Genomic DNA, 25978 nt, shown 5'->3' with positions numbered 1-25978 from the left:
TCCGACCCTGAGTCCCTCCCGGCCTCCCCCCGGGGTCGTCCGGCGTCGCCGCTAGTCGAGCACGTGGGACGTGGCCCTGGCGTAGCGGGCGCGGATCTCCGGGACGGCCGGGGCGTCGTAGGTCGCGGTGTCCTCGGTCCGCCAGTCGGGGATCGTGAGGAGGGCGGCGGCCTGGCGGGCGGCGCCGTCGGCGACGTACTCGCCGGGCGGCGGCACCGCGATCGGCACGCCGAAGACGGTCGGCGCGACACGGCGTACGGCCTCGGAACGGGCCGCGCCGCCGATCAGCAGCACCCTCTCCGGCCGCGTGCCGAGCGCGTCGAGGGCGTCGGCGAGGCCGCACAGCATGCCCTCGACGGCGGCGCGGGCCAGGTGGGCCGGGGTCGAGGTGGCCAGCGTGAGCCCCAGGACCGAGCCCGTGGCGGTGGGCCGGTTGGGGGTGCGTTCCCCCTCCAGGTAGGGCACCAGCGTCAGCCCGCCGGCCCCCGGCGGGGCCTGGAGCGCGAGGTCGCTCAGCTCGTCGAGGCCGACCCCGGCCAGCCCGGCGGCGGCGTCGAGGACCCGCGCGGCGTTGAGCGTGCACACCAGCGGCAGGAAGCGCCCGGTGGCGTCGGCGAACCCGGCGACCGCGCCGGTGGGGTCGGCGCTCGGCGTCTCCGCGACCGCGAACACCGTGCCGGACGTGCCGAGCGAGACCACCACGTCACCCGGCCCGGCCCCGACGCCCAGCGCGGCCGCCATGTTGTCGCCGGTGCCCGGCGCGAGCAGCGGCCCGGCGGAGGCCGGGTCGCCCGCCCGGTCGGCGGGCCCCAGCACGCGGGGCAGCAGCGGGACCGCGCCGAAGGCGGCCTTGAGCAGGTCGGTGCGGTAGGCGCCGGTCGCCGGGGACCAGTAGCCGGTGCCCGAGGCGTCGCCGCGGTCGGTGGCGAGCAGGTCGAGCGGCGGCGGGGGCGCGTCGTGCCAGGCCGCGAGGTCGCCGCCCAGGGCGAACGCGCCCGCCAGCCGCCAGGTCAGCCAGTCGTGCGGCAGGCAGACCGCCGCCGTGCGGCGGGCGTTGCCCGGCTCGTGCTCGGCCAGCCACCGCAGCTTGGTCACGGTGAACGAGGCGACGGGCACCGAGCCGACCGCCTCGGCCCAGGCCCCCGGCCCGCCCAGCTCCGCCACCAGGTCGGCGGCGGACCGGGCGGATCGGGTGTCGTTCCAGAGCAGGGCGTCGCGCACGACGTCTCCCGCCTCGTCGAGGCAGACCATGCCGTGCTGCTGCCCGGCCACGCTGACGGCCGCGACGTCGGCGAGCCCGCCGGCCTCCTCGACGGCCCGCAGCAGCGCGGCCCACCAGTGGGAGGGGTGGATCTCGGTGCCGGCCGGATGGGCGGCGCGGCCCTGCCTGACCAGCGCGCCCGTCTCGGCGTCACGAATGACGACCTTGCAGCTCTGCGTGGAGGAATCAACCCCAGCGACCAGCGTCACCCGAACTCCTTATGCCTGCTCCAGGGCGAGATGGTTGAGATGGTATCCGCGTCCGGGAGTGACATTAAGGAGCAATTTGGGGCGATTCACAGCCCCGAGGGGTCACGGCCGACGCTGATCTCCTCGGCGATCTTGCGGATCTCCGCCACCTCGAGACCTGGAGCCTTGGGCAGGTGGCGCAGCAACGCCTCCATGACGACGGGCACGGGCTGACCCGCCATCAGCCCGGCGATGCCGTGGACCGTCCGGAACAGCGCCTCTTCGGTGTCGTGCATCGGCAATCCCCTCGTTCGGGCCTCGTCGGCTACCGGGAGAGGCTACGGCCTGGCCACGACAGTTCGCTCGCTACCGCTCCAGCGTGTCCCGTACGGCCGAGCAGATCGCGCCGAGTTCCCGCACCTGCTCGGGGCTGAGGACGTCGAACAGGCTCCGGCGCACCTCCTCGACGTGGCCGGGCGCGGCGGCGGCCAGCGTGGCGAATCCCTCGTCCGTCAGGACGGCGACGTTGCCCCTGCCGTCGGCCGGGCAGCGCTCACGGCGCACCCACCCGCGCTCCTCCAGGCGGGCCACGGCGTGCGAGAGGCGGCTCTGGGAGCTCTGGGCCCTGGCGGCCAGCTCACTCATGCGCATCGCCCGCTTCGGCGCCTCCGACAGCGCCACCAGGATCATGTAGTAGGTGTGCGGCATGCCCGCCTCGCGCTGGAGCTGCCGGTCCAGCGCCTCGTTGATGAGCTGGCCGGCGGCCAGGAAGTGGCGCCAGGTCTGCTGCTCGTCCGGATCCAGCCATCGGGTCACCCTCTCATTTTAGTTGAACTCTCATATACTCTGACCGGGAGAAACAGGTGAAAGGGGACGACCATGCCGGTCCACAGGCTCAACCACGCGGTCCTCTACGTCCGTGACGTGGAGCGCAGCGTGGCCTTCTACCGGGAGGCGCTCGGGTTCGAGGTGGTCATGGGCATGCGCGGCGCCGCGTTCCTCCAGGCCCCCGGCTCCAGCAACGATCACGACCTCGGGCTCTTCGAGATCGGCGAGGGCGCCGGCCCCTCGACCGCCGGCCGCACCGCCGTCGGGCTCTACCACCTGGCGTGGGAGGTCGACACGCTCGACGAGCTGGAGCGCATCGCGGTCACGCTGAGCGAGCTGAACTCCCTCGTCGGCGCCTCCGACCACGGGACCACCAAGGCGCTGTACGCCAAGGACCCCGACGGGCTGGAGTTCGAGGTCTCCTGGCTGGTGCCCGCCTCGCTCATCACGGACGAGACGCTGGCCGCCCGGTCCGCCATCCGCCCGCTCGACCTGGCCGCCGACAAGGAGCGGTACGGCGCTCAGACCCGGGGCGGGGTAGGGGTGTCGATCCCGGCCTGACGTACCGTGGCAGGTATCCGACCGATTTGTTCCGGAGAGGGTCATGCCAAACGATCCGGATCACGTCCTCGACGCCATCGACGGCGTCGTGGACGAATGGGAGACGCTGAGCGCGGACGCCATGCGCTGGGCGCCGCCCGAGCACAAGTCGCCCGACCTGCTCGGCGAGGTGACGGAGATCCTGACCCCGCTCGCCGAGGCGCTCTCCGAGGTGCTGCGGCCGCTCGGCGACTCCATCAACCGCGCCCTCGACCGGCTCGGCGACGACGACTGACCGGGCCCGCCGGCACGGCCGGGCCGGGCGAGCCGTCCTGTGGCCGGGGCCGGGCTGTCACGGGCCGGGCGAGCCGTCCTGTGGCCTGGGCGCCGGTCGTCAGTCTGTTCTGCGGCGGCGGGTGCGGCGCGGGTAGGCCTTGGCCGTCTCGGCCAGCCGGGCCGAGTGCTCGGCCTGGCGCCGCCAGTGGCCGTACGCGTCGCCGCGCTGGGCCAGCCTGTCGAGCTCGCGCATGGTCGTGAGCGGGATGAACGCCGGCTCGGCGTCCCGCCACGGCGTGCCGGGCAGCGGCATGAACGTGTGCGTGTGGATGCGGGCGCCCAGCTCGGCCAGATCTCCGGCCAGCACGAGCGACTGGCGCTGGTCCTCCTCCGACTCCCCCGGCATGCCGAAGATGAAGTCGACGTTCGGCCTGAAGCCGTGCTCGACGGCGATCCTGACGGCGTCGCGCACGGGCGAGGTGTCGTGCCCCCGGCCCGAGGCGGCCAGCACCCGGTCGGACCCCGACTGGGCGCCGATGATCAGGTTGTCGTTGGCCACGTACCGCTTGAGCAGCCGCATGGCCTCGGGCGTGACGTGCTCGGGCCGCACCTCGGACGGGAAGCTGCCGAAGAACACCCGGCCGTGCGGCGGCAGCTCCTCCCTGACCCCCGCCAGCAGCTCCTCCACCGCGCCGAGATCCGGGTCGGGGCCCGGCGAGCCGTAGGAGAGCGAGGTCGGCGTGATGAACCGCACGTCACGCAGCCCCTGCTCCACCATGCCCTTGACGTGCGCGCGCACGCTCGCCACCGACCGGTGGCGGAACTGGCCGCCGAACATGAACGGCGTCTGGCAGAACCGGCACGTGTACCGGCACCCCCGCGTGATCTCGATCGGCCCCTTGCGCCCCAGGAACGACGGGAACGCGTCGAGCGGCAGTTGCGGGGCCGGACGCGTCCTGAGGGCGACGCCGTCGCCGTCCTTGACCGCGAGGCCGGGCACGGTCGTCAGCGGCTCGTCCCGCCGCAGCGCCTCGACCAGGGCGATGATCGTGGACTCGCCCTCGCCGATCGCGGCCAGGTCCCAGCCGGCGTCGATGACCTGCTGCGGCTCGGCGGTGGCGTGCACCCCGCCGGCGATGTGCAGCCCCCGGCCGTCGCTGAGCGACCGGACGGTGGCCAGCTCGGCGGCCATGGCCTCGGCGTCGGGCGAGTAGAACGACCAGAGCACGAGCACCCGGTCGGCCCGGCTCGCCGCGATGTGGGCCGCCGTCTCCTCCGGGGTGACGCCCAGCAGTTGCCGGTGCTGCACGCCCGAGGCCTCCAGGGCGGCGAGCACCGCGTGCACGCCGTACGTCACCGCCTTGCGGTAACGGACCACCACATCGACTGCCAGCGCCACGACCGGCAGCGTAGCTCAGGCGGAGGCCAGCCGCATGGGACGCAGCGCGCCGGTGAGCTTGGCCAGCTCGGCCAGCATGGCGTCGGCGGCGGCGGTCATCACGTCGTTGGGCGCCACGGTGCCGTCCTCGGCGATGAACTGCTGGTAGAAGGGGATGTTGACGGCCTCGACCACGGGGATCATCTTCAGTGTGCTGACGACCTGCCGCAGGCCGTTCACCGCCCGGGTGCCGCCGGAGATCCCGCCGTAGCTGACGAACCCCGCCGCCTTGTGCTGCCACTCGTGGTGCAGGTAGTCCAGGGCGTTCTTCAGCACGGCCGTGAAGCTGTGGTTGTACTCGGGGGTCACGAACACGAAGGCGTCGCCCCGGTCCACGGTGGCGCTCCACTCCTTGGTGTGGGCGTTCACGTACTGCTTGAGCTTGGGGTGGTTCGGCTCGTCGAGGAACGGCAGGCCCACCTCGGCCAGGTCGACCAGCTCGACGTCGAAGTGGCCGGAGGCGACGGCACGGCTCCTGAACCACTCGGCGACCTCGCGTCCGGCGCGGCCGGGACGGGTGCTGGCGACGATGATCTGCAGGACTGGCTTGTCCATGGGGTCCTCCCTCAGGTGGTTGATACCTCAACATTATTGAGTAGCTAAACATTTCTTAGCAAATGCTAGGATCGTCCCCGTGAGCCCCCATTCCGTCTGCGTCCGGTTCCACGTCGCACTCGAACTGATCGGCGCCCGCTGGTCGGGAGCCGTGATCCACATGATCTTCAAGGGCGCCCACCGCTACGCCGACCTCAAGGCGGCCATCCCCGGCATCAACGACACGATGCTGGCCCGCCGGCTGCGCGAGCTGGAGTCCGCCGGGCTCGTCGAGCGGCGCGTGCTGCCCACGTCGCCGGTGCGGGTCGAGTACCACCTCACGGAGATGGGCCAGGAGCTGCGCCCGGTGCTCGACGAGCTGGTCACCTGGGCGCACAAGTGGATCCCGCTGCCCGAGGAGCCGGCCAGGTCCGCCTAGCGAATACGGGCGAGCGCCGGAGGCGGGCCGGGGGTTAGACTCCCGGGCATGCACTGGCGACATTGATGAACCACCAGCGGCCGACGCGGAAGAAGCGCGCGCGGGCCTCCGAGGTGCCGAGCACCAGACGGAGTCCCTGTCCGCCTCTTCCGAGAGGGTCGCATGTTCGTCCCCAAGCTTTACGTCTACACGTTCCTCGGCGAGTTCGTCCTGCTCTACCCGGTGTACACGCTGTTGTTCACCGATTCCGGGCTCTCGGTGGCCGAGACGTCCTCGCTGTTCGTCATCTGGTCCGTGACCGGCATGGTGCTGGAGATCCCCTCCGGCGCCTGGGCCGACACGATGTCCCGCCGCCTGCTGCTGTTCCTGGGCCCGCTGCTGGCCGGCGCCGGCTTCGCGTTGTGGGTGCTCTTCCCGTCCTACTGGGCCTTCGCGCTGGGCTTCGTGCTGTGGGGGGCCGAGGGCGCACTCGTCTCGGGCGCCTTCGAGGCGCTCGCGTACGAGGAGCTCGAACGCCGGGGCCTCCAGGCGCGGTACGCCGCGATCATGGGCAGGGCCCATTCGCTCGGCATCGTCGCCGCGGCGTCGGCGATCGCCCTTGCCACGCCCGTCTTCGCGGTCGGCGGATATCCGGCGGTGGGGGTGGCCAGTGTGGTGGCCTGTCTCTTGTGTGCCGGTACGGCGTTGACGCTGCCTGAACGTCGTCGGGCGGTAGCGGGTTCGTCCGGTCTGTCCGGGGATTCGGGTGGGCGGTATCTCGCGGTTCTGCGGGCCGGTGTCGCGGAGGCCCGTACCGATCGGAACGTGCTCGAAGCGATCGTCCTGATCTCCGTCGTCACGGCGATCTGGGGTGCGCTGGAGGAGTACGTCCCCTTCCTGGCCGCCGAGACCGGCGCGCCCAGGACGGCCGTGCCCCTGCTCGTCCTGGCCGTCTGGGTCGGGGCCGCGGCGGGCGGCCTGCTGGCGGGGCCCGCCCAGCGCCTGACCGGGCGGCAGTTCGCGCTGGTCCTGGCGCTGGCGGCCGCGGCCATGGCGGTGGGCGCGCTGATCCCGCATCCGGCCGGGTTCGCGCTGGTCGCCGTCTCCTTCGGGGCGTTCCAGATGGCCGGCGTGGTGGCCGACGCACGACTGCAGGAACGCGTCTCGGGCGACCAGCGGGCCACCGTGACGTCGGTGGCCGGGCTCGGCACGAACGTGGTCACCCTGGCCGTCTACACCGCCTACGGCGCGGGCTCGCCGTTCCTCTCCCACGGGACCACGTTCGCCCTCCTGGTCCTGCCGTACGTGGTCATCGCCCTGTGGCTGGCCCGGGAGCGGGTCGCGCCGATGTGATCCTCTTCGACGCGAACGGGACGCGCTTGGGCAGCGGCGGCGGCTCCTCCCCCTCCTTCTCGGGAGCCCCCGCCCCGCCCCGGCGCGCCCGCCAGCGGGACGGGAACACGGAGGCGGCCAGCAGAATGCCGCCGATCACCAAAGACCAGGTATTCAGCAATGCCGCGTACGCGTCCAGATAATCGGCGGGCACCAGATCGAATCCCATTCTGCGGTCGCCTCCCGTGGCGGCCCGTACGAGCGACGCCACGGCCAGGGCCGTGAAAGCCAGACCGGGCAGCAGTGAGGCGACCGGAGAAATCCGGGAACCGGCCAGGACGCCGATGAGGAGCGCGGTTCCGGCCAACGCCGCGGCCGCCGCCCACTCGACCGTCCAGTCGAAGCCGGACGTGGTCGCGCGGGGTCCGTACAGAAGACCGGCCGCGATCAACGGGATCGCGGCCACTCCGACCGCGGCCCCGGCGAAATGACGAACACCATTACCCATAGGGAACACCTCCAGGCCCAATACGATACCGACATACCACCGGTTACAACTTTAGGATGAAAAATCTCCATTTGTGGCCGCTGACCGGAAGGTCGGGCATATCGCCTTAATAGGAAACATTTGGTATCTCCTCATTTGTCTGTCAGCGGTTACCGTGACAGAACCCCCCATCGAGGAGCGGCGGCATGTTTCGCTGTGCAGTGGCGGGCGCCACCATCGTGGCCGCCTGCCTGGCCAACCCCGGCCCTCCGACGCCCGGCCCCGTGATCGAGGCGCTCTCGCGCGACCTCGGCCTCTCGGAGTCCCAGGTGGTCGCCCGGCTGGCGAGCGAACGACATGCCGCCGCCCTGGAGGCCGAACTGACCGCCTCGCTGGGCGACTCCTACGCCGGGTCATGGCTGACCGAGGACGCCTCCGCCCTCGTCGTCGCCACCACCGACCCCGCCCGGACCGCCGCGATCTCGGTCCGGGGGGCGCGCCCTGTCGTCGTGCGGCACTCGCTGTCGGAGCTGGACGCCGTCGTCCAACGCCTGGACCGGGCCGCCCGCCGCCTCCGGACCGGCCTCGCCCTCTGGTACGCCGACGTCCGCGCCAACCGCGTCGTCCTCCAGGTCCCCCGGCCGGAACCCTCGCCCACCGAGGCGTCGTCGGCCCCCGGGGGCCAGGTCGCGGCGGCCCTGGTGGCGGCGGCCCGCAGCACGGCCGTCGCGGTGTCGCCGGCCGCCGAGCTCCCCCGCACGTACGGCGACATCATCGGCGGCGACCCCTTCTACGTCGGCTCGACGCGCTGCACGATCGGCTTCTCGGTCACCAAGGGCAGCGTCCCCGGCTTCGTCACCGCGGGCCACTGCGGCCACACCGGCGACCTGGTGACGTCCCCGCCCGGCACCTTCCAGGGCTCGTCCTTCCCGGTCAACGACTACGCGTGGGTCGCCACCCCCGGGCACACCGCGCAGCCGTACGTCCGCGGTCCAGGCGGCTCGCTGGTGACCGTACGCGGCTCGCTCCCGGCGACGGTGGGCGCGTCCGTGTGCCGTGCCGGCCCGACCACCGGCTGGCACTGCGGCACCGTCCAGCAGCACAACGCCACCATCACGTACGCCCAGGGCACCGTCTACGGCCTGACCCGCACCAACGTGTGCGCCGAATCGGGCGATTCAGGCGGACCGTTCATCTCGGCCGGCCAGGCCCAGGGCGTGACGTCGGGCGGCTCCGGCAACTGCAGCACCGGCGGCACGACGTACTTCCAGCCCGTCAACGAGATCCTCAGCGCGTACGGCCTGACCCTCCGCACCGCCTGACCTCCCCCACCCGCGCCCGCGCACACGCGGCACTCGTGCGACCCCGAACACACGGCACCTCCCGCGAAGCCGAGCGCCCGGCACCGATGAGTTTTCCTCCCCGGTCGAGTCTGCCCTCCCGGAAGCGGATCCCTTCCGCCGTACCCGACCGCAGGGAGGCAGCGATGACGCGCCCCAACCTGAACAGCCTGCTCCTGGCCAGCACCGACCCGGCCCGACTACGCGCCTGGTACACCACGGCCCTCGACCCCGAGTCCGACACCGACGTCACCCATTACGGCGTGCTGAAGTTCGGCGACTTCCACCTGATCATCGACACCCGGGCCGACGTGGCGGACAAGAATCCCGAGCCCGGACGGGTGATACTCAACTTCGACGTCCCCGACGCGCGCGCGATCGCCGCCCGGATGGAGGAGGCGGGCGTGTCATGGCTGGCCGAGCTCGAAGACCGCGACGGCAGCCTGTTCGCCACGGCGATCGACCCCGACGGCAACTACGTCCAGATCATCCAGCTCAGCGAAGACCACCGGAAGGCGATGTGACGATGTTCGGCAAGACGAAGGCGTTCAGCGGATTCTCCGTCAACGACCTGGCCGCCGCGAAGGCGTTCTACGGCGACACCCTGGGGCTGGAGGTCTCGGAGTCGAACGGCCTGCTCACCCTGCACATCACCGGCGGCACCGACATCCTGATCTACCCCAAACCCGACCACGTCCCGGCGACCTTCACCATTCTCAACTTCCCCGTCGAGAACATCGAACAGGCCGTCGACGACCTCACGTCCCGAGGCGTGCGGTTCCAGCGCTACGACCACCTGAAGACCGACGAGAAGGGCATCTTCCGCGGCGGCGGCCCCCTGATCGCCTGGTTCACCGACCCCTCGGGCAACATCCTGTCCGTCCTCCAGGACTGACACCCGCACCAGCGGCCTCGGGCTGGGGTCGACTCACAGGCTCCTCCCCAGCCAGGCCAGAACATTCCGATCAGGTCTGCCACGTAAGAACCTGCGCGAAAGCCACGGCGGCGTGCCACGAGCGTCCGCTGCCGCTCAGAGCAACTGCATGGGTCGCCTCAAGGGATCCCAGTCGATGGTGACGAGAGCGCCATAACGCCTGGCCAGCCTGCGGCGTAGATCCTGGCTGAACGTGTTCGTCTCGACGACGATCCGATTGAGCTCAGGTTCGATGAACATCGCCAAGACCTCGGGTTCGTCGATCGGCCGGCCATGTTCCCTGTCCTCCGTCAAGGCGGTCAGCGCCGCTTCACTGTTCCTCACCGGCCGAACCTGCGGCACGATCCGGTACGGGTCCGGTCTCCCGTATGACCGGTCCACTCCTGAGATGGGCAAGGAAGCCAGCTCCTGCCCTCGGGGCGTGACGTAGGGGGCGACGAGCCGATACGGCGCGTACAGGAGGTAGGGCGGGGCCAGATCGTACGGATGGGTCTCGGCCCGCCGCTCAGCGATTTGGATGGCCTGACTGAACGGCCCGAGGCTCACGTACCACCGAGGCATTGACGACCTGAGTTTGTAGTACACCTCCGCAGCGTCACCTGCCGCCGGTTGCACGATCACTCGCCATTCGCCCGGCATGCTCACGGGCACCGCCGTCACAGCGTAGAGAGCGAACAGCGTCAAGATCACCTTCAGCCGCATGCGGCGAGAGTGTACCCACCCGTGATCATTTGCGAGCCTTCCGCAAGACGAAGCACAACCGCCCCCTGGGGCAGGTCACCAGCACATCCAGCAGTCAAGCGCCTGACGCGCAGGAACCGTCCCGCTCCGCGGTCGCGGTGAAACTCGCGTTTCCGCAGGCAGACCGCGTCTCACGTGTCCCACCCTGTCCCACGGACGATGCGCGCGGCCTCGCTCCCGTGCTCGGATGTGCCCGTCACCACGTACCGATGCCACGTGCTGACGAAGGCACGAAGAGCCGGCGAGTTCCCCCGTGAATGCGATCAGGAAAGGCAGTGACAGGACATGAGCCACCACGTCAGCGAGAACGTCCTCAGCGTCAAGGACATCGAGCAGCAGCCCAAGGCGCGCGGAACGCGATTCACCCTCAACGGCGCACTCTGGGCACTCCAAGCGTTGTGGGGCTTCTTCTTCGCCGGCAGCGGCTTCGGCAAGGTGCTGATGTACGACGACGTCCTGTTCGCAGCAGCCCCCCGGGCCGTGGCCTGGTACGCGGCGGTGCCTCAGCCCCTGATCGTCTTCATCGGGATCGTCGAGGTGCTCGGCGGCGTCGGCCTGATCCTGCCGGCGATGACGAAGGTCAAGCCGATGCTGACGCCTCTCGCCGCCGCCGGCCTGACGCTGACGATGATCCTCGCGGCCGGTTTCCATATCATCCGCGGCGAATACGAACTGGTGCCCGCCAATCTCCTGCTGGGCGGCGTCGCGGCGTTCATCACGGCCGGACGATGGAAGCTGCGGCCCGTCTCCTCCGCCGCCCTCACCACCCCACGCGTACTCACCGCGATCGCGGTCCTGGTCGCACTCGCCCTGCTGACGTTCGCCCCGACGTGGTACACGATGACCAACGCCCAGTTCTGATCACCGGCGGATCGAGGGCTTCGCTGACGTAGCCATTGCAACCCGGACGCCGGAAACTCGAAAGGCCCTCCGCCGGACGCGGCGAGAGGGCCTTTCACCTGCGGAGGATCTGAACCCCGGCTGGTTGCCGCCAAGCCGCCTTGGCAACGCGGGGCACCACCGCTCAGGACACGGTCTTCCTGGAACGGGTTTGCCCCCTTCAACAGTGCCAGCGGGCTCGAAGCACAGTCTCCCGCGCCATCAAATCTGTCATTCGACTAACATTTGACATTCATGTGACACAATACTCGGCATGAAGGACACCATTCCACGGCTACTGCGAGACGCACACCGCACCAGAAGGCGCCACGAGTGGGCAGCAGTCCAGCGACGGCGGCTCGCCGAGATCGTCGAATACGCCCGCACCAACTCGCCCTACTACCGCGATCTCTACAGCGGCCTGCCTCCCGACATCGACGACTCCGCATCGCTGCCCGTCACCGACAAGAAGGCGCTGATGGCGCACTACGACGATTGGGCCACCGACCGCGAGGTGACGCTGGCACGGGCGCGCGCCTTCGCCGCAGATCCGCAACTGGTCGGTGGACGGTTCCTCGACCGATACCTGCTGGTCACCACCTCGGGCACCACAGGAAACCCCGCGATCTTCGTCAAGGACGATCGCGACATCGCCGTCAACTACGCCCTCAGCATGCGGATGATGGGGTCCTGGCTGGACCTCGCCGACCTCACCCGGATCGTGGCCGGCGGCGGACGGATGGCCATCGTGGCCGCGACGAACGGCCATTTCCTGGTCTCGGCCGGCGCCGCCCGCATGCGCGCACATCGGCTACAGCGCAAGGCCGTCCGTCTCTTCTCCGTGCACACCCCTCTCGGTGAACTGGTCGAGGCGCTCAACCGGTTCCGCCCCGCTCTGCTGCTCGGATACGGCAGCGTCCTCAACATGCTCGCCGCCGAGCAGGAGTCGGGACGGCTGCACGTCGCGCCGGTGGTGGTCGAACCCGCCGGCGAGACGCTGACCAGCGGTGACTACGCGCGGATGGCCCGCGCCTTCGAAGCCAAGGTCCGCGACACCTACGGCGCCAGCGAGTGTCCCTTCCTCACCGAGGGCTGCGCGTACGGGTGGTATCACGTCAACAGTGACTGGGCCCTGGTCGAACCGGTCGAAGCCGACCACTCCCCGACCCCGCCGGGCAGGCCGTCCCACACCGTTCTGGTGACCGATCTGGCCAACCGAGTACAGCCGATCCTGCGCTACGACCTCGGCGACAGCGTCCTGCAACGGCCTGACCCGTGTCCGTGCGGCAACCCCCTGCCGGCCATACGGGTACAGGGACGCGTGGCCAACCTGCTCACGTTCACCACCGGACGGGGCGAGGTCGTCATCGCGCCGCTGATGCTCAACACCCTGGTGGACCGCACGCCTGGAGTCCAGCTCTACCAGATCGTCCAAACCAGCCCGGCGAGCCTGCGCATACGGATGCTGCCCTCGCCCGGGGCGGATCCGGAAACGGTGTGGAGGGCGGTGCTCGACGCGATCGGCGGCCTGCTCGCCGACCACAAGCTGGACCATGTCATCCTGGAACGCGCTGAGGAGCCGCCGCAGCAATCCCCCGGCGGAAAGTATCGGACGGTCGTCCCGCTGAAGGATTTCGCATGATGTCAGATTCCCAGCAGCCCGGACTGCGGGAGCGCAAGAAGGCCGGCACTCGCGCCGCCATCCAGCGACATGCGCTGCGGCTGTTCCGCGAGCAGGGTTACGACGCCACCAGCGTCGAGCAGATCGCCCAAGCGGCCGACGTCTCGCACCGGACGGTGTTCCGCTACTTCCCGACCAAGGAAGCGTTGGTCACCCTCGATGACTACGACACCCTCATCGCCGAGGCGTGCGCGGCCCAGCCGCCGGAACTCGGTCCGGTGCCGGCGCTGCGCAACGCCTTCCGGGCCGTGTTCACCGACCTGACCGACGTAGAGGTCGCCGCGAAGCAGGAGCGCCAGGCGCTGGTGCTCAGCGTCCCCTCGCTGTGGGCGGCCAGTCTCGCCAACATCACCCAGACCAAGCAGACGCTCACCGAACTGGTCGCAGCCAGGCTGGGCCGTCCGCAACGCGACGACCGAGTGCGGGCCGTCGCAGGCGCGGTGTTCGGCATCCTGCTGTCGGTCTGGCTGGACTGGGCCAAGGACCCGGAGTTGGACGCCCCGGCACTGTTGGACAGCGCGCTCGCCCATCTCGAAAGCTCCGTGAACTAGAGCTGTCCCGACAACCTTCACTCCTTGAGCCGGCCGGCACAGCACGGCCATGCCCACGAGCTCAACCCTGCCCATGGGCGCCAAGCCGGGGATGATTCCGAGCAGGGGGTTTCCTTCTACGACCACGTCGGGCAACGTTCCGTTGATGTCGGGGTCGAAGAGGTCCTTCACGTCATCCCACAACAGGTCAGGCACAGTACATTGACTTCGACGTCGACCTCAGAGAATTGCAGGGGCAGGAGCGGTTGGATGTCCTGGTGGCTGTCCTCCGCCTGATCGGACAGCGTCTCGGGAAGTCTGTGCTGATGACTGCGGAGGGTGCTCCCGGTCATCCGGATCTCGGCTTCGATGTCGAGGCCGGCCGGGTGGTGCTGATGGTCGGACCGACTGGTCCGGGTCACGAATTCGCTCCAGGCGGCCGTTGAACCACCACCTGGAGCTTGGGGAGTCTCCTGTGGAGTGAGTACGCTGCCGGGATGGTCTCGGACTATGGGATGTCGGGGTCGCAGTTCCCGCCGAGGCGGGTAGCCGGTCGGGGGCGTGGCTGGTATCGAGGTGACTGCCATGTGCACTCGGTTCTCTCGAATGGCGGAGAGCTGACGCCGGAGCAGCTTGCGGCCGGTGCTCGTGCGGCGGGGCTGGACTTCATCGCGACCACCGAGCACAACACCGCAGCTGCGCATGGCGCCTGGGGCTCGCTCGTCGGCGACGACCTACTGGTGATCATCGGCCAGGAAGCCACCAGCCGAACCGGGCACTGGCTGGCGCTCGGCATCGATCCGGGGCAGGTGGTCGACTGGCGGTACGGCGTCCGCGACGACGTGATCGGCAAGCATCTGAATCAGGTACATGAGGCCGGTGGGCTGTGCGTGGCGGCCCACCCGCACGCGCCGTACCCCTCTGGTGTCTTCATGTACCCGTTCGAGGGGTTCGACGTGGTGGAGGTGTGGAACGGGCTGTGGAGCTCCGATGAGCCCTGGCAGGCGGACAATGCGGCAGCACTGGCCGAATGGGGTCGCGGCCTGGCCGTCGACATCCACCGTGGACGGTGGCGACCGGCGATGGGCAACAGCGATGCCCATCTGGAGGGCCAGATCGGCAGACCGCACACCGTCGTGCTGGCCGAGGAATTGAGTGCTGACGCAGTCCTCGCCGGCATCCGTGCCGGCCGAAGCTGGATCGCCGAATCGGCCACGGTTGAGCTCTCGCTCCGGGTCTCTGCTGGTGATGGCAGTGCCGGCATCGGGGGGCGGCTGGATACCCACGGCGGACCTGCTGTGGTCCGGGTGGACGTCCGTGGTGTGCCGTCCGGCACCGTCAGCTTTCACACCGATCGAGGGACGGTGCACCGCGCAGCATTGCCGGGCAATGGATCAGGCGTCCTGGAGTGGCAGACCAACGCGGAGGAATCAGCCTTTGTCCGCATAGAGGTGCGTCATCCCGACGAACACATGGCGGCGCTCACCAACCCCATCATCCTGAGCTGAGCGACCGAAAGGTCGGCGCGCGGCGCCCGGGGTCGCAGCGGACGGTTGAAGGTGCCCGTTGCAACCAGAACTGCAACCAAGACGCCCGGAAAGTTCGAAAGGCCCTTCCCCGAAGATCGGGGAAGGGCCTTTCAGCTGCGGAGGATCGGGGATTTGAACCCCGGATGGTGTTGCCACCAAACCGCATTAGCAGTGCGGCGCCATAGACCTGACTAGGCGAATCCTCCTGGAAGCCATCGCGGCTCAGCACAGCGTACCGGCCTTCTGGCGAGGCGGCAAAGCGGTTGCGTGTCGTGCCTTCGCCAAGAGTTATCAACAGCCTGTGGGTAACCGCCTGTGGATGAAGCCCGCCCCATGCTAGGGCGGGCTTCCAGGTTGTGGACAACCCAGCTCAGGCGGGGTTCGCCTCGCCCTCGATCTCGATCTTGACCTTCTTGCCCACGAGCACACCGCCGGCCTCCAGGGTCTGGTTCCAGGTCAGGCCGAACTCCTCGCGGTCGAACTCGGTGTTGATGGAGAAGCCCCACACCGCGGCGCCCCACGGGTTGGTGCCGGCGCCGCCGTACTCGACGGTGAGCTCGACCTGCTTGGTGATGTCGCGGATCGTCAGGTCGCCGACGACGGTGAACTCGTCGCCCGAGTGGCCGACCACGCGGGTGCTCCGGAAGGTGATCTCGGGGAACTTGTCCGTGGCGAGGAAGTCGTCGCTGCGCAGGTGGCCGTCGCGGTCGCCGACGCCGGTGTCGATGCTGGCGGTCTTGATCGTCAGCTCGGCCGTGGACTCCAGCGGGTTCTCCGCGATCGTGACGGAGCCGGTGAAGTCACCGAAGCGGCCGCGTACCTTGCTCACCATCATGTGCTTGACCACGAAGCCGATGCGGGTGTGGGCCACGTCGAGGTTGTACGTGCCGGCGGCGGGAATGGTCAGGGACTCCCAGGTGCGGGTGCTCATCGGGTTCTCCTCGGGAAGGTTGCTGTGCGGATGTCTGCGGCAACAAATGTCTACACGAGGAATATTCCGCAAGTCAACTAACGTCGGTTAAGGTATGGACGTGAAGCACATCGATGACCCCAGGCTGACGGCGATGGGCCTGCTCGCCGAGGTTCACGCAGGTCTGGCAGCCCGGATGCAACCCGTCTTCAGCAGGGCGGGGTTGTCGGGCATCGACTTCGAGACGGTCATCCGCCTGGCACGATCACCGCGGCAGGCGCTGCGGATGACCGACTTGGCCGCCCAGACGGGCCTGTCCACGAGCGGCGTGACCAGGGTCGTCGACCGGCTCGAACGTGAGGGCCTGGTGACCAGGCAGGCGTGCGCCACCGACCGCAGAGCCTCTTACGCCGCGCTCACGGACGCGGGACGCGAGCGACTGGCGAGCGTCCTGCCCCAGCACCTTGAGGACATCAAGGACAGCTTCACCGGCCTCCTGAGCGAGGCCGAACTCGACGCGTTCCTGCAGACACTCCGCAAGATCAGAGACGTCGTGCGCCCCTGCGCGACGGCCGGCGCGGAGGAGACCACCCACTCGCTCAACTGAGCCGCACGCCGCCTACAAGGCCGATGACGAGGACGCCCCCGGAACCCCCGAGCCGCCCGGCTCCGAGGAGATCCCCAAGGCGCTCCTGAGCTTGGCCATCGCCCGTGACACCGTGCTCTTGACCGTGCCGACGCTGATCCCGAGCGTCCTGGCGATCTCCGGTTCGGTCATGTCCTCGTAGTAACGCAGCACGATCGCAGCCCGCATACGTTCGGGCAGCCCCTCCAACGCCTGTTCCAGCAGCTCGTGCACCTCCCCGCAGGCCGGCGGCTCCGCCGCGGCCACCTCGGGCAGGTCGTCCGACGGGTACTCCTCCAGCTTGCGCCGCCGCCACTGCGAGATGTTGATGTTGACCATGGCCCGGCGGACGTACCCGTCCAGCGCCTTGCGGTCCTCGATGTTCCCCCACTTCAGGTACGTCTTGGCCAGCGCGCTCTGCAGCAGGTCCTCCGCGTCCAGCGGATGCCCGGTGAGCTGACGGGCGGCGCGCAGCAGCGCGGGACCGCGAGCCGTGACGTACTCGCGGAACTCCTCTTCCCACCCGGTGGTCTGCATCGTGGCCAGAATCGCAGCCTGATGCCCTTTTGCGACTGAACCACAATTCAGGTTTCGGCCCGACGAAGACAAAGGTCAGTCAAGGTCGGTGGCAGATTGTTCGAAGGCGGGTGTCAACTACCTTCCCCGGGGATGCGTATTTTGCTCCCCTCTGTTCGCCACGGCACGAGCCGCTCCGGAGTCATGTGAACCTAGTACCTGACGAGGGAGGGCAGATGGGCTATCCGAACGTCGAACGCCGCAGGCGGCTCGCGGCCGCCGCGCTGGGCCGCACCCCGGGCATCGCGGGCCCCGACCTGGCCGACGGCGAACCTTTACGCGCCGTCGCCGGCGAGATCCTTGACGTCAGCCCGCATCTCATCGTCATCGAGACCCCCGAAGGCGTCGAGGAGCGGCTTGTGATCGCCCCCTGGGCCACGGCCTGGCACGGCGCGGAGATGGCGCCCGCCGACCTCCCGGCGGGCTCCATGGTGCTCATGCGCACACTGCGCGACGGCCGCGTCGTCGAGCGGATCTGGGCCGACACCACCCGCCTCACCGGCACGATCCTGTCGGTCGAGGGGCGCAAGGAGCTGACGGTCGAGCTCGACTGCGGCCCCCACCGGGGCCCCCGGACGATCGTCATCCCCTACCCGGCCACCGGACGGCTGCAGGTGCGGCATCCGAAGTTCGAGCCGGGCTACCTGTTCGACGCGATCGGGATCAGGCGCGGCGGCTCCGCCCTGGCGCTGCTGCCGGCGACCTCGCAGCCCGCCCACCGGTCGGGCATCGTGCCGGCCCCGGCGCCCGCGTACGCCGGGGCGCAGGCGCGCATCTCCGGCACCGCCACCTGGTCCGACACGTTCGACGAGGAGGAGCGCGGCGCGGCGTACCCGATGCTGGAGCGCGTGGACACCGGCTGCCCCGACGCCGGGCTCTCCTGCGCCGGCCTGCCCTACCTCGCCATCGGTTCGCTGTTGCAGGTCAGGAACACGTGCGCCGACCGCGCGGCCAACCTGCCGGTGGTCGCCTGCGGCTGCCTGGCCGGGCGGTTCTGCGACCGTTGCGTCGAGTGCGACACCTCGCCGCGCGGCCGCGTCGCCGAGCTGTCACCCGCCTCGTTCGTCGAGCTGGGCGGCGAATTGATCAAAGGCTGCTTCAACGCTCAGATCGGATTGGGGTGACGGGCGTGTTCGATTCGCAGATGCCGATCCTGATCGTGCTGCTGGTGATGGGCGCCGGCGCCAAGGTGGTCACGGTGTACCGGGGCGGAGAGCCGGGCACCCTGTCCAGGCTGGGCCCGGCCGTGCTCATGCCCGGCCGCATGCAGGCGCCCTCGCTGCTGGTCTGCGCGGTCGTCGAGCTGGTGCTGGCCGGGGGGCTGCTGTTCACCACCGCGCCGATCTTCAGGTGGGGGACGGTCGGCTTCTTCGCCATGTGCACGTACGTGCTGGTCGAGCTGCGCAGGCGGCGTCCTGACGCGGGCTGCGGCTGCTTCGGCGAGGTCAGCTCGGCGCCGGTCGGCATACGTTCGATCGGCCGGACGGTCGTCCTGACCGGGATGTCCGCGTTGTCGGTGGCCGCGCCGGCGTCGGGCTGGGCGGCGACGGTCCATCCGACCTGGCTCACGGCCGCGGGGTTGGCGGTGATCGCGCTGCTCTCCCCCGAGATCGAGGAGCTGGTCGATCGCGTACGGTACCGCGCCCCCTGCGAGCAGCGCCCCGGCCCCACCGAGCAGGTGATGCTCTCCCGGCTGAGGTCGAGCGGCCCGTGGCGGGCGCACCAGGAGGCGCTGACCTCGCCGGAGCCGTACGACAGCTGGCGCGAGCTGTGCTGGCGCTTCTTCGTCTTCACCGGCCGCGACCAGGACGACGTGGTCTTCGCGGTCCACCTGAGCGGACGGCGTCCGGCGGTGCGCGTGGCGGTGGTCAGCAACGACGACAGCGACTCTCTGCCGGAATATACGCCAGTATCGGCGTGACGCTAGAGAGCCCTAGATTTCCGTATCCAGGCACGGCGATATGACTCTATTGGGCTGTCTAGCTTCCCCACTAGACAGCCCAATAGAGGTCTAGGGGCGGCGCTCAAACAGGTTGAGACCGCAGGAACCTTCCGAAGTGCGGCACCGTGAACGCGATCAGACCGCGCTCGGCGCTGTAGATGAGCCCTTTCTTGATGAGGCTGTCACGAGCCGGCGAGAGGCTGGACGGCTTCCGCCCGAGGGCGTCGGCCACGTCGGCGGTGGCGACCGGCTCGTCACCGATCTGCGCCATGGCGTGCATGTAGTCGCGCTCGGCCGGGGTGGCCCGCTCGTAGCGGCTGCCGAAGAAGCCCACGGCGAGCTCCTCCTCGGCCTCGGGCGCGGAGACCTTGACGTCGTCGAGGGTGATCGGGCTGCGGAGCGCGAGGTCCCAGGCGACCTTGCCGTACGCCTGGACGAAGTAGGGATAGCCGTCGGCGGCCTCGTAGAGCGCGTCGAGGGCTTCCTGGGTGAACTCCACCATCTCCTCCCGCGCGGGGAGGATCAGCGCCATGTCGGCCGCCTCGCGGTCGAGCTTGTCGATGCGCGCGTAGCGGAAGAGCCGTTCGGAATAGCTCTTGCTGGCCGACAGCACGCTCGGCAGGTGCGGCAGCCCCGCGCCCACCACGATCAGCGGCCCGCCCGACTGGGACAGCTCGTGGCAGGCGGCGCAGAGCGCGGACACGTCGGCGGGCTGCACGTCCTGCATCTCGTCGATGAACAGCGCGATGCCCACGCCGAGGTCGGTCGCCACGCCGGCGGCGTCGACGAACAGCTCGGTGAGGTCGATCTCCAGATCGCCCGAGTCGGCGCGCCCGCGGCTGGCGGGCACCTCGATGCCGGGCGACCAGTGGGAGGTGCCTTTGGCCGCGGACGGGTCGCGCATCGCGAACGCCTTCAGCACCCCGAGGAACTCCTCGATGCGCTCGGGCGCGCGGTGGCGCGGGGCCAGCTCGCGGATGGCCATGTGCAGGGCGGCCGCCACGGGACGCCGGATCGACTGGTCGGGCCGGGCCTCGATCTTGCCCGTGCCCCACAGCCGCTGCATGGCCATGGACTTGAAGGTGTTGAGCAGGACGGTCTTGCCGACGCCGCGCAGGCCGGTGACGACCATGCTGCGCTCGGGGCGCCCTCGGGCCACCCGCTCCAGCACCACCTCGAACTGCTGCAGCTCACGGTCGCGCCCGGCCAGCTCCGGCGGACGCTGCCCGGCGCCGGGGGCGTAGGGATTGCGCACAGGGTCCACGCTCTCGGACTTTATTGCCGGATATAGCGGCCGTCTTAGATTTGGGAAGAAAGTGCTACGGCGTGTCCGAGCAGGAGCTGTGGCGAGCATCGTCACCGGACACACCCCCTCTCACCAGGCCGAACCCTTGTTCGATTTCGATACCCAGAACTGTAGCGCGGACTCGAACATGCATGCGATGGTTTCGAGTAAAAGATCTTTGCAACAGTCCGGGACGCCCGTGCGTCTGGGTGTTGTGGAGTTCGAGGAGTTCGTGCAAGCGCGTGGCGCCGCCCTGCTCCGGTACGGATACGTCCTCACCGGAAACCCCGACGACGCCGCCGACCTCGTCCAGGAGGCGCTGCTCAAGCTCGGCGGCACCTGGCGCAAGGTGCGCAACAAGGACAACCCGGAGTCCTACGTACGCACGATCATGACTCGCCAGCACGTGAGCTGGTGGCGCGGGCGGCGCAGGGAGCAGCTCACGGACGAGGTGCCCGAGGGGGCCTACACCGACAGCCACTCCTCCGGCGAGCTGTGGCGGGAGCTGGCGACGCTGCCACGCAGGCAGCGGGTGGTCCTGGTGCTGCGGTACTACGAGGACCTGTCGGACCAGGAGATCGCCGACATCCTCGGCATCTCTCGAGGAACCGTTCGCAGCCAGGCGTCGCGCGCGCTGCACACGTTGAGGATCCGGCCGGCGGTGCTGGAGAGGGAACGGACATGAGGACCGAGAAGGACCTGACCGAGACGCTTCGGGCCGCGGCGGACCACGCACCGGATCCGGGCGGGCTGCTCGCCGGGGTGGAGGGGCAGCGGCGGCGCAGGCGGAGGCGGCGTACCCGGGGGCTGGCCGTCGCGACGGCGGTGACGGCCGTGATCGCGGCCGGCACGGTCATGGCGGCGAACGGACGGCAGGCGGCCGCGCCGCCTCTGGCGGCGCGGTTCTTCCCGCAGGCGACGGCCGTGCCGCTGGAGCGGGCGTGGCCGCAGGCCGTCGTCACGATGCCCGCCGTGCGGGCCGACGGCCTGCGGCGCGTCCCGGTCACCGCGCTCGACGCCGCCCGGATCCTGGCCGTCGCCGGGCCCAAGGCCGACACGATCCGCGCGATCGAGGTCTTCGACACCACCACCCGGATGTTCCGCGAGATCACCGACATATCGGTTCCGCCAGGCATGAGGACCTACCGCCCCCAGCCCCCGGCGCTGGACGGGCTGAACCTCGCCTGGCACGTGAACGCCGTACGGAAGGACGGCACCGAGGTGCGCGAGATCTGGACGGTCCCGCTCGCCGGCGGCAAGCCCCGACAGGTCGCCGCGATGACGGGAGAGCACCTCCGGATCGAGCGGATCGCCCTCGACGGCGACCGCATCATCTGGTCGGAACGGACCGGCGGCGTGTGGTGGATGCCGCTCGCGGGCGGCGCCCCCATGCGCATTCCGGGCGGCGAGGGCCTGCACCTCGTCAAATGGCCGTGGGCGAGCGACGTCGCCGACGGCGAGGAGCGGAGCCAGACCAGGGTCGTGAACCTGTCGACCGACTACCCTTCCACCAAGGACGTCGTCGCGCCCCTGGACGCCCTGAGCCTGCACTGCGGCCCGTCCTGGTGCCAGGGCGTACGGGGCGGGCGCACGTACCTGCAGAACATCGACGGCAGCGCCGCGGCCGAGCCCCAGGGACTCGGTCTCGTGCTGAGGCTCGGCGACTACCCGCCCCTCGACCGTTTCGTGGTGACCGGCCGCGCGGTCTACGACGTGGCGACCGGCACGCTGGCCACGTTCGACCGGCCCGGCATCTGGTGGGGGAACTTCATGTCCGCCGAGCCCAGCACGACCATGTACTGGAGCGAGCGGGGCGACGAGTACCGGGTGCTCAACTTGGCAGCCGTCCCGCCCGCGCAATAGCGTTCGTGACCATGCGGACCTTCGCGAACGTACAGGAACTCAAGGCGGCCGTGGGCGAGACGTTCGGCCCGACCGAGTGGCGCACCGTCACCCAGGAGCAGGTCAACCTCTTCGCCGACGCCACCGACGACCACCAGTGGATCCACGTGGACGTGGAGCGCGCCAAGGAGGGGCCCTTCGGCGGCACGATCGCCCACGGCTACCTGACCCTGTCGCTGCTGCCGACGTTCATGTTCGAGATGGTGCGCGTCGAGGGCATCGCGATGGGCGTCAACTACGGGCTGAACAAGGTGCGCTTCCCCAGGCCGGTGCCCGTGGGCGCGCGGGTCAGGGCCGTGGGCGAGCTCACCGACGTCAAGGGCACGCCGGCCGGCTACCTGGCCAACCTGAAGATGACGATCGAGATCGAGGGCGAGCGCCGGCCCGCCTGCATCGCCGAGTCGCTCAGCCTGTACGTCCCCGCGCCCTGATCACCGCAGCGACAGGACGATCCCGACCACCGCGGCAAGCCCGATCAACCCGAGATAGGCCAGTACGAGCCGGGTGTCCCTGAGCAGGCATTTGCTCCGGGTCAGCCCGGCCCGCCGCGCCTTCCAGTACCCCGCGAACCCCAGCGCCGCGAACCCGAGCACCGCCCACGGCCCGAGCAGCCAGGCCAGCAGCGCCACGGTGGCGTACACGCACAATCGAAGCGGATCGTACGGCTGGGCCTTCACAGGATCACCAGCCCCGGCCTCGAGGCCACTGCGGACAGCCGCTGCCGTGAGAGCTGCGGCCACGCCTGCACGGCGCAGAACGGCGCGCACTGGTCCTGCTCGGCCCGCGTGCCCACGTGTACGCAGCACTGCGTGAGCCGCTCCTCGATCATGGTCGAGATGTCCATGAACGGCTTGATCGTGATCCGCACCACCCGCTCGCCCAGCATCCTGCGCAGCTTCCTGCGCCGTCCGGGCAACGCCGAGGAGGCGAGGGTGAGCAGCGTGGCGACGCCCAGGTCGCAGTTCTCGCAGATGTCCCGCCACAGGTCGCCGATCTGCGGGTGGGACAGCGACGACTGCTCCGACAGCAGCCCGAGCAGCGACTCCTGAACGGCCAGCCGCAGCTCGCGCGGCAGCTCGGTGTCGGCGATGCGGTTGGAGACCAGGCCCAGGTTCTGCTTGAGGCGGTCGTGGCCCATCAGGGCGACCAGCGAGCGCCACTGCTGCGAGTCGTCGCGGATCAGGTAGCCCACCGAGCAGCAGTGGGGGTGGGAGCAGGGCAGGGCGGTCAGGTCGCGCCAGGTCACCAGGCCGTCGGTCTGCGGGCCGAGCCGCTTGAGCACGCCGGTGTGGGTGAGCCGGGCGGACGGGTCGATGACGCCCGACCTGCCCGACCCGAACTGCGGTTGCAGCGACACGCCGCCGACGAAGGGGGTGTCCAGCGCGAGGCGTACGACGTCGCCGATCTCCCCGTCGTTGACGCCCAGGGCCGCGGTCATGACCAGGGTCGTGAAGATCTCCCGCTCCGACAGCCGCCGTACGGCCTCCGCCTTGATCCGGCGCAGGTCGCCGCCGCGATGGTGCTTGGACGCCTCGGCCGACGAGCCGTCGTACTGGAGGTAGACCTCCACCCGGTCCCGGTGCTCGGTGAGCAGGTCGAGCAGCGCGTCGTCCCTGGCGATGAGCACGCCGTTGGTGTTGATCAGGATGCGGGTGACCGGCCGGAGCGCCAGCTCGGCGAGGAGGGTCTTCAGCTCGGGGTGGAGCGTGGGCTCCCCGCCGCTCAGCATCAGGACGTCGAGCTTGCCGTTCTCCCTGGCCAGCCGCTGGTCCACGTTCGCCAGCACGTCCGCGACCGGGACGACGCCGGTCAGGTCGGGCGAGCTGTCGGCGAAGCAGGTGGGGCAGCGCAGGTTGCACGCCTCGGCGATGTCCTCCAGCAGGATGCAGGTGTGCTGGGTCTGCATCTCGGGCAGGCCGTTGAGGTACGCGCCGGGGATCGGGGCGAAGTTTCCGGACACGTCAGGGATGTGCTGCTTGGTGGGAGCGGTCCACTCCTCCAGGTAGGAGAGGATCTCCGGGTCCTCGTCGTACAACGTGCGGATCAGGCCGTGTTCGCGGCAGCCGCGTTCCAGCCACACCTTGCCGTCGCGTTCGGCCAGGTAGCCGCTCAGCCGTTGGACCTGGTCGAGGTCCTGGCCGTGGCATTTCGGGCAGAACGCGTTGACGTACCGGAGGATGCGGTCGCCCCGTAGCCCCATCCCTGCGCTCATGTCATGACCTTCCGCTTGAAAAGGGCATCGTAATGGCCTCGACGCCAGCCATACACGAGCCTGAGCGTGAGCAGCGTCAGGCCCGGGATCAGGAAGCACTGCGGTCCGGTCAGGCCGAGCCACAGCGTCTCGTTCGCCCTGGTGAACTCGACCAGGAACCGGAAGACCGCATATCCGGCGAGGTAGAGCGTGAACAGCTCGCCCGGCTGGGTCAGCCGCTTGCGCGCCCACCGCAGCGCGACGAACGCGGCGAGCTGGAAGACGATCTCGTACACGAACGACGGGTGCATGGCCTGGCCGGTCAGGCAACCCGGACATTCCGGTGTGGACGGCGGCGCGTGCACCCCCCAGGGCAGGTCCGTGGGCCTGCCGGGGGCCTCGGTCAGGTGACAGCCGATGCGGCCGATCGCCATGCCGAGCGCCACCGCCGGGGCGAACAGGTCGCCGGTGCGCTCCCGGTAGCCGATGACCTTCTTCGCGACCAGCACGCCGACGTACGCGCCGGTCAGGCCGCCGAGGATGCTGCGGGAGCCGTACAGCCAGAGGTCGGCGAGGTCGAACGTCTCCAGCCAGCCCGCCAGGCGCATGCCGATGGCGCCGCCGACCAGGGCTCCGGTGACGGCGACGAGCGACTGCTCGTTGAGCGCGCCCCTGGCCCTCGCCTCGCGGACGAAGACCACCGCGGCCACGAGGACGCCCAGGCCGACGAATATCTCGTGATACGGCATGCTTCAGCCGTACAGGCTCGGGTTGAGGCCGGTGCAGATGCCGGCCGTCAGCATCGACCACAGCGCCCAGCCGATCGCGAGCCCCAGCCCGAGCCCCCGCGACCACGGCTTGCGGACCAGGCCGAACCCCAGACCGCCGCCCAGGCCGACGACGGCCAGCAGCACCGCGCCGACGATCACGCCCGCCTTGTTCGTGCCGTCGATGGCGGAGATGAAGACGAAGAAGCCCACGATGCCGTTGACGACGCTGTAGGCGAACATGCCGGCGACGAGCGTCGCGATGAGGACGATCGCGGAGTCGCGGCTGCTGGGCCGCTGCGGTGGCAGCGGCGGCAACGGCGGCAGCGGCGATGGCCGCGGTGGCTGCGGCGATGGCCGCGGTGGCTGCGGCGATGGCCGCGGTGGCTGCGGCGGTGGCTGCGACGGCGGCTGCGACGGCGGCTGCGGCGGTGGCCAGCCTTGGTGCGGCTCCCACGGGCCTTGTGGCGGTGGTGTCGTCATCCCGCCGTCCCCTGGTCGGTGAGGCACTGCTGATCGGTCATGCTTCGCCTACGCGTACATGCCGGGGTTGAGCCCCGTGCAGTATCCGGCCGAGACGATCGACGCCAATGACCACCCGATCATCAACCCGAGCCCCAGCCCGAACGACCACTGCTTGCGCAGGACGACCAGCGTGATGCCCAAGCCGAGGCCCAGAAGCGCCAGGAACCCGGCCGCGACGCCGATTCCCACCGCGGACTGCAGGCTCAGCGCGAGCAGCCCGACCATCACATTGATCACCAGGTAGGCGAAGCTTCCGGCCAGCGCCAACGCGACGGTCAACCCCGGCTGGCGCCGCGGCTGCGGCCCGGGCTGGCCGTGC

The 25978-nt window shown here is 69.9% G+C and carries 33 protein-coding genes and 1 tRNA gene; 17 read left to right on the top strand and 17 right to left on the bottom strand.

What is annotated here, in order from left to right:
• Nucleotides 1-51: 51 nt before the first annotated feature.
• The 3 genes from ACIA8R_RS03260 to ACIA8R_RS03250 form a co-directional block, all read right to left on the bottom strand.
• Nucleotides 52-1470, bottom strand: coding sequence for a xylulokinase (locus ACIA8R_RS03260; protein WP_397036269.1), 1419 nt, complete (start codon nucleotides 1468-1470; stop codon nucleotides 52-54).
• Between the two features lie 86 nt (nucleotides 1471-1556).
• On the bottom strand, nucleotides 1557-1745 hold the full coding sequence (locus ACIA8R_RS03255; RefSeq protein WP_357692877.1) for a hypothetical protein: 189 nt from the start codon (nucleotides 1743-1745) through the stop codon (nucleotides 1557-1559).
• Nucleotides 1746-1815: 70 nt separating this feature from the next.
• Nucleotides 1816-2265 carry a MarR family transcriptional regulator gene (locus ACIA8R_RS03250; protein WP_357692879.1) on the bottom strand — a complete coding sequence of 150 codons (450 nt, stop codon included), beginning with the start codon at nucleotides 2263-2265 and terminating at the stop codon, nucleotides 1816-1818.
• Nucleotides 2266-2328: 63 nt separating this feature from the next.
• Here ACIA8R_RS03250 and ACIA8R_RS03245 point away from each other — a divergent pair, with 63 nt between their 5' ends.
• Nucleotides 2329-2838, top strand: coding sequence for a VOC family protein (locus ACIA8R_RS03245; RefSeq protein WP_364083083.1), 510 nt, complete (start codon nucleotides 2329-2331; stop codon nucleotides 2836-2838).
• 43 nt (nucleotides 2839-2881) lie between these two features.
• Nucleotides 2882-3112 (top strand): hypothetical protein, encoded by a 231-nt coding sequence (locus tag ACIA8R_RS03240; protein ID WP_357692883.1) that lies wholly within the window; start codon nucleotides 2882-2884, stop codon nucleotides 3110-3112.
• Nucleotides 3113-3211: 99 nt separating this feature from the next.
• On the opposite strand, the gene ACIA8R_RS03235 is transcribed toward ACIA8R_RS03240, so the two are convergent.
• Complete coding sequence (locus ACIA8R_RS03235; protein WP_364083086.1) at nucleotides 3212-4492, bottom strand: TIGR04013 family B12-binding domain/radical SAM domain-containing protein; 1281 nt, start codon at nucleotides 4490-4492, stop codon at nucleotides 3212-3214.
• Between the two features lie 15 nt (nucleotides 4493-4507).
• Nucleotides 4508-5086: an NAD(P)H-dependent oxidoreductase gene (locus tag ACIA8R_RS03230; RefSeq protein ID WP_364083089.1), complete on the bottom strand. Its 579-nt coding sequence runs from the start codon at nucleotides 5084-5086 to the stop codon at nucleotides 4508-4510.
• Nucleotides 5087-5165: 79 nt separating this feature from the next.
• On the opposite strand from ACIA8R_RS03230, the gene ACIA8R_RS03225 reads away from it, so the two are divergent.
• Both ACIA8R_RS03225 and ACIA8R_RS03220 read left to right on the top strand, forming a co-directional pair.
• Entirely contained in the window at nucleotides 5166-5504 is a 339-nt protein-coding gene (locus ACIA8R_RS03225) for a helix-turn-helix domain-containing protein (protein ID WP_357692889.1), read from the top strand.
• Nucleotides 5505-5666: 162 nt separating this feature from the next.
• Complete coding sequence (locus ACIA8R_RS03220; RefSeq protein ID WP_397036265.1) at nucleotides 5667-6836, top strand: MFS transporter; 1170 nt, start codon at nucleotides 5667-5669, stop codon at nucleotides 6834-6836.
• On the opposite strand, the gene ACIA8R_RS03215 is transcribed toward ACIA8R_RS03220, so the two are convergent.
• Nucleotides 6793-7344: a hypothetical protein gene (locus ACIA8R_RS03215; protein WP_397036263.1), complete on the bottom strand. Its 552-nt coding sequence runs from the start codon at nucleotides 7342-7344 to the stop codon at nucleotides 6793-6795. The genes ACIA8R_RS03220 and ACIA8R_RS03215 overlap by 44 nt on opposite strands.
• 164 nt (nucleotides 7345-7508) lie before the next feature.
• Between ACIA8R_RS03215 and ACIA8R_RS03210 the strand changes: the two genes are divergently transcribed.
• The 3 genes from ACIA8R_RS03210 to ACIA8R_RS03200 all read left to right on the top strand — a co-directional run bounded on the left by ACIA8R_RS03210 (nucleotide 7509) and on the right by ACIA8R_RS03200 (nucleotide 9537).
• Nucleotides 7509-8624 (top strand): S1 family peptidase, encoded by a 1116-nt coding sequence (locus tag ACIA8R_RS03210; RefSeq protein ID WP_397036261.1) that lies wholly within the window; start codon nucleotides 7509-7511, stop codon nucleotides 8622-8624.
• A gap of 164 nt (nucleotides 8625-8788) precedes the next feature.
• A complete protein-coding gene (locus ACIA8R_RS03205) occupies nucleotides 8789-9166 on the top strand; it encodes a VOC family protein (RefSeq protein WP_364083101.1) in 378 nt (125 codons plus the stop codon).
• A 2-nt stretch (nucleotides 9167-9168) separates the two neighbouring features.
• Nucleotides 9169-9537, top strand: coding sequence for a VOC family protein (locus ACIA8R_RS03200; protein WP_357692899.1), 369 nt, complete (start codon nucleotides 9169-9171; stop codon nucleotides 9535-9537).
• Between the two features lie 135 nt (nucleotides 9538-9672).
• Here ACIA8R_RS03200 and ACIA8R_RS03195 read toward each other — a convergent pair whose 3' ends face one another.
• Entirely contained in the window at nucleotides 9673-10278 is a 606-nt protein-coding gene (locus ACIA8R_RS03195; protein ID WP_364083105.1) for a hypothetical protein, read from the bottom strand.
• Between the two features lie 324 nt (nucleotides 10279-10602).
• On the opposite strand from ACIA8R_RS03195, the gene ACIA8R_RS03190 reads away from it, so the two are divergent.
• The 3 genes from ACIA8R_RS03190 (at nucleotide 10603) to ACIA8R_RS03180 (ending at nucleotide 13428) form a co-directional block, all read left to right on the top strand.
• Complete coding sequence (locus ACIA8R_RS03190) at nucleotides 10603-11178, top strand: DoxX family protein (protein ID WP_397036258.1); 576 nt, start codon at nucleotides 10603-10605, stop codon at nucleotides 11176-11178.
• 292 nt (nucleotides 11179-11470) lie between these two features.
• Nucleotides 11471-12838 (top strand): hypothetical protein, encoded by a 1368-nt coding sequence (locus ACIA8R_RS03185; RefSeq protein ID WP_364083111.1) that lies wholly within the window; start codon nucleotides 11471-11473, stop codon nucleotides 12836-12838.
• On the top strand, nucleotides 12835-13428 hold the full coding sequence (locus tag ACIA8R_RS03180; protein WP_397036256.1) for a TetR/AcrR family transcriptional regulator: 594 nt from the start codon (nucleotides 12835-12837) through the stop codon (nucleotides 13426-13428). The genes ACIA8R_RS03185 and ACIA8R_RS03180 overlap by 4 nt, the downstream gene beginning before the upstream one ends.
• Before the next feature lie 167 nt (nucleotides 13429-13595).
• Here the strand turns inward: ACIA8R_RS03180 and ACIA8R_RS03175 are convergent, their stop codons facing one another.
• Complete coding sequence (locus ACIA8R_RS03175; protein WP_397036254.1) at nucleotides 13596-13829, bottom strand: hypothetical protein; 234 nt, start codon at nucleotides 13827-13829, stop codon at nucleotides 13596-13598.
• Between the two features lie 75 nt (nucleotides 13830-13904).
• On the opposite strand from ACIA8R_RS03175, the gene ACIA8R_RS03170 reads away from it, so the two are divergent.
• Nucleotides 13905-14915 (top strand): CehA/McbA family metallohydrolase, encoded by a 1011-nt coding sequence (locus ACIA8R_RS03170; protein WP_397036252.1) that lies wholly within the window; start codon nucleotides 13905-13907, stop codon nucleotides 14913-14915.
• A gap of 138 nt (nucleotides 14916-15053) precedes the next feature.
• Here ACIA8R_RS03170 and ACIA8R_RS03165 read toward each other — a convergent pair.
• Together ACIA8R_RS03165 and ACIA8R_RS03160 are read right to left on the bottom strand one after the other, a co-directional pair.
• Nucleotides 15054-15142 (bottom strand) — tRNA-Ser (locus ACIA8R_RS03165).
• A gap of 164 nt (nucleotides 15143-15306) precedes the next feature.
• Nucleotides 15307-15867, bottom strand: coding sequence for a YceI family protein (locus ACIA8R_RS03160; protein ID WP_397036250.1), 561 nt, complete (start codon nucleotides 15865-15867; stop codon nucleotides 15307-15309).
• 94 nt (nucleotides 15868-15961) lie between these two features.
• Here ACIA8R_RS03160 and ACIA8R_RS03155 point away from each other — a divergent pair, with 94 nt between their 5' ends.
• Entirely contained in the window at nucleotides 15962-16453 is a 492-nt protein-coding gene (locus ACIA8R_RS03155; RefSeq protein ID WP_357692913.1) for a MarR family transcriptional regulator, read from the top strand.
• Between the two features lie 12 nt (nucleotides 16454-16465).
• Here the strand turns inward: ACIA8R_RS03155 and ACIA8R_RS03150 are convergent, their stop codons facing one another.
• The gene (locus ACIA8R_RS03150) at nucleotides 16466-17008 is read right to left on the bottom strand and encodes a SigE family RNA polymerase sigma factor (RefSeq protein ID WP_397036248.1); all 543 of its coding nucleotides are present in this window, start codon (nucleotides 17006-17008) and stop codon (nucleotides 16466-16468) included.
• 215 nt (nucleotides 17009-17223) lie between these two features.
• On the opposite strand from ACIA8R_RS03150, the gene ACIA8R_RS03145 reads away from it, so the two are divergent.
• Both ACIA8R_RS03145 and ACIA8R_RS03140 read left to right on the top strand, forming a co-directional pair.
• Entirely contained in the window at nucleotides 17224-18171 is a 948-nt protein-coding gene (locus ACIA8R_RS03145) for a hypothetical protein (RefSeq protein WP_364083127.1), read from the top strand.
• Between the two features lie 5 nt (nucleotides 18172-18176).
• Nucleotides 18177-18968, top strand: coding sequence for a MauE/DoxX family redox-associated membrane protein (locus tag ACIA8R_RS03140; RefSeq protein WP_397036245.1), 792 nt, complete (start codon nucleotides 18177-18179; stop codon nucleotides 18966-18968).
• Nucleotides 18969-19071: 103 nt separating this feature from the next.
• Here the strand turns inward: ACIA8R_RS03140 and ACIA8R_RS03135 are convergent, their stop codons facing one another.
• Nucleotides 19072-20253 (bottom strand): ATP-binding protein, encoded by a 1182-nt coding sequence (locus tag ACIA8R_RS03135; protein ID WP_357692921.1) that lies wholly within the window; start codon nucleotides 20251-20253, stop codon nucleotides 19072-19074.
• A 169-nt stretch (nucleotides 20254-20422) separates the two neighbouring features.
• On the opposite strand from ACIA8R_RS03135, the gene ACIA8R_RS03130 reads away from it, so the two are divergent.
• From ACIA8R_RS03130 to ACIA8R_RS03120, 3 genes are read left to right on the top strand one after another with little or no spacing between them, the layout of a single operon-like run.
• Nucleotides 20423-20959 carry a SigE family RNA polymerase sigma factor gene (locus ACIA8R_RS03130; protein ID WP_397036243.1) on the top strand — a complete coding sequence of 179 codons (537 nt, stop codon included), beginning with the start codon at nucleotides 20423-20425 and terminating at the stop codon, nucleotides 20957-20959.
• A complete protein-coding gene (locus tag ACIA8R_RS03125) occupies nucleotides 20956-22137 on the top strand; it encodes a hypothetical protein (RefSeq protein WP_397036241.1) in 1182 nt (393 codons plus the stop codon). The genes ACIA8R_RS03130 and ACIA8R_RS03125 overlap by 4 nt, the downstream gene beginning before the upstream one ends.
• An 11-nt stretch (nucleotides 22138-22148) precedes the next feature.
• On the top strand, nucleotides 22149-22607 hold the full coding sequence (locus tag ACIA8R_RS03120; protein WP_357692925.1) for a MaoC family dehydratase: 459 nt from the start codon (nucleotides 22149-22151) through the stop codon (nucleotides 22605-22607).
• On the opposite strand, the gene ACIA8R_RS03115 is transcribed toward ACIA8R_RS03120, so the two are convergent.
• The 5 genes from ACIA8R_RS03115 to ACIA8R_RS03095 form a co-directional block, all read right to left on the bottom strand.
• A complete protein-coding gene (locus ACIA8R_RS03115; RefSeq protein WP_352365768.1) occupies nucleotides 22608-22817 on the bottom strand; it encodes a hypothetical protein in 210 nt (69 codons plus the stop codon).
• A gap of 32 nt (nucleotides 22818-22849) precedes the next feature.
• On the bottom strand, nucleotides 22850-24388 hold the full coding sequence (locus tag ACIA8R_RS03110) for a radical SAM protein (RefSeq protein ID WP_397036239.1): 1539 nt from the start codon (nucleotides 24386-24388) through the stop codon (nucleotides 22850-22852).
• A complete protein-coding gene (locus ACIA8R_RS03105) occupies nucleotides 24385-25116 on the bottom strand; it encodes a prolipoprotein diacylglyceryl transferase family protein (RefSeq protein WP_357692929.1) in 732 nt (243 codons plus the stop codon). The genes ACIA8R_RS03110 and ACIA8R_RS03105 overlap by 4 nt, the downstream gene beginning before the upstream one ends.
• 3 nt (nucleotides 25117-25119) lie before the next feature.
• The gene (locus ACIA8R_RS03100; RefSeq protein WP_397036237.1) at nucleotides 25120-25452 is read right to left on the bottom strand and encodes a hypothetical protein; all 333 of its coding nucleotides are present in this window, start codon (nucleotides 25450-25452) and stop codon (nucleotides 25120-25122) included.
• Between the two features lie 213 nt (nucleotides 25453-25665).
• Complete coding sequence (locus ACIA8R_RS03095) at nucleotides 25666-25938, bottom strand: hypothetical protein (protein ID WP_364083149.1); 273 nt, start codon at nucleotides 25936-25938, stop codon at nucleotides 25666-25668.
• Nucleotides 25939-25978: the final 40 nt, after the last annotated feature.

The organism is Nonomuraea sp. NPDC051191 (assembly GCF_044455665.1).
Taxonomy (GTDB): domain Bacteria; phylum Actinomycetota; class Actinomycetes; order Streptosporangiales; family Streptosporangiaceae; genus Nonomuraea.
Note: the sequence above shows the minus strand (reverse complement) of the source record. Positions and strands in the feature narration are given on the sequence as shown.

Bases quoted from the DNA above. Each gene is read 5' to 3' on its own strand.
- ACIA8R_RS03160 (WP_397036250.1), bottom strand. From the start codon at position 15,867: ATGAGCACCCGCACCTGGGAGTCCCTGACCATTCCCGCCGCCGGCACG.
- ACIA8R_RS03185 (WP_364083111.1), top strand. From the start codon at position 11,471: ATGAAGGACACCATTCCACGGCTACTGCGAGACGCACACCGCACCAGA.
- ACIA8R_RS03120 (WP_357692925.1), top strand. From the start codon at position 22,149: ATGCGGACCTTCGCGAACGTACAGGAACTCAAGGCGGCCGTGGGCGAG.
- ACIA8R_RS03210 (WP_397036261.1), top strand. From the start codon at position 7,509: ATGTTTCGCTGTGCAGTGGCGGGCGCCACCATCGTGGCCGCCTGCCTG.
- ACIA8R_RS03150 (WP_397036248.1), bottom strand. From the start codon at position 17,008: ATGCAGACCACCGGGTGGGAAGAGGAGTTCCGCGAGTACGTCACGGCT.
- ACIA8R_RS03230 (WP_364083089.1), bottom strand. From the start codon at position 5,086: ATGGACAAGCCAGTCCTGCAGATCATCGTCGCCAGCACCCGTCCCGGC.
- ACIA8R_RS03130 (WP_397036243.1), top strand. From the start codon at position 20,423: ATGCATGCGATGGTTTCGAGTAAAAGATCTTTGCAACAGTCCGGGACG.
- ACIA8R_RS03110 (WP_397036239.1), bottom strand. From the start codon at position 24,388: ATGAGCGCAGGGATGGGGCTACGGGGCGACCGCATCCTCCGGTACGTC.
- ACIA8R_RS03180 (WP_397036256.1), top strand. From the start codon at position 12,835: ATGATGTCAGATTCCCAGCAGCCCGGACTGCGGGAGCGCAAGAAGGCC.
- ACIA8R_RS03245 (WP_364083083.1), top strand. From the start codon at position 2,329: ATGCCGGTCCACAGGCTCAACCACGCGGTCCTCTACGTCCGTGACGTG.
- ACIA8R_RS03155 (WP_357692913.1), top strand. From the start codon at position 15,962: ATGGACGTGAAGCACATCGATGACCCCAGGCTGACGGCGATGGGCCTG.
- ACIA8R_RS03255 (WP_357692877.1), bottom strand. From the start codon at position 1,745: ATGCACGACACCGAAGAGGCGCTGTTCCGGACGGTCCACGGCATCGCC.
- ACIA8R_RS03205 (WP_364083101.1), top strand. From the start codon at position 8,789: ATGACGCGCCCCAACCTGAACAGCCTGCTCCTGGCCAGCACCGACCCG.
- ACIA8R_RS03170 (WP_397036252.1), top strand. From the start codon at position 13,905: ATGGTCTCGGACTATGGGATGTCGGGGTCGCAGTTCCCGCCGAGGCGG.
- ACIA8R_RS03145 (WP_364083127.1), top strand. From the start codon at position 17,224: ATGGGCTATCCGAACGTCGAACGCCGCAGGCGGCTCGCGGCCGCCGCG.
- ACIA8R_RS03105 (WP_357692929.1), bottom strand. From the start codon at position 25,116: ATGCCGTATCACGAGATATTCGTCGGCCTGGGCGTCCTCGTGGCCGCG.
- ACIA8R_RS03190 (WP_397036258.1), top strand. From the start codon at position 10,603: ATGAGCCACCACGTCAGCGAGAACGTCCTCAGCGTCAAGGACATCGAG.
- ACIA8R_RS03240 (WP_357692883.1), top strand. From the start codon at position 2,882: ATGCCAAACGATCCGGATCACGTCCTCGACGCCATCGACGGCGTCGTG.
- ACIA8R_RS03220 (WP_397036265.1), top strand. From the start codon at position 5,667: ATGTTCGTCCCCAAGCTTTACGTCTACACGTTCCTCGGCGAGTTCGTC.
- ACIA8R_RS03195 (WP_364083105.1), bottom strand. From the start codon at position 10,278: ATGCGGCTGAAGGTGATCTTGACGCTGTTCGCTCTCTACGCTGTGACG.
- ACIA8R_RS03200 (WP_357692899.1), top strand. From the start codon at position 9,169: ATGTTCGGCAAGACGAAGGCGTTCAGCGGATTCTCCGTCAACGACCTG.
- ACIA8R_RS03125 (WP_397036241.1), top strand. From the start codon at position 20,956: ATGAGGACCGAGAAGGACCTGACCGAGACGCTTCGGGCCGCGGCGGAC.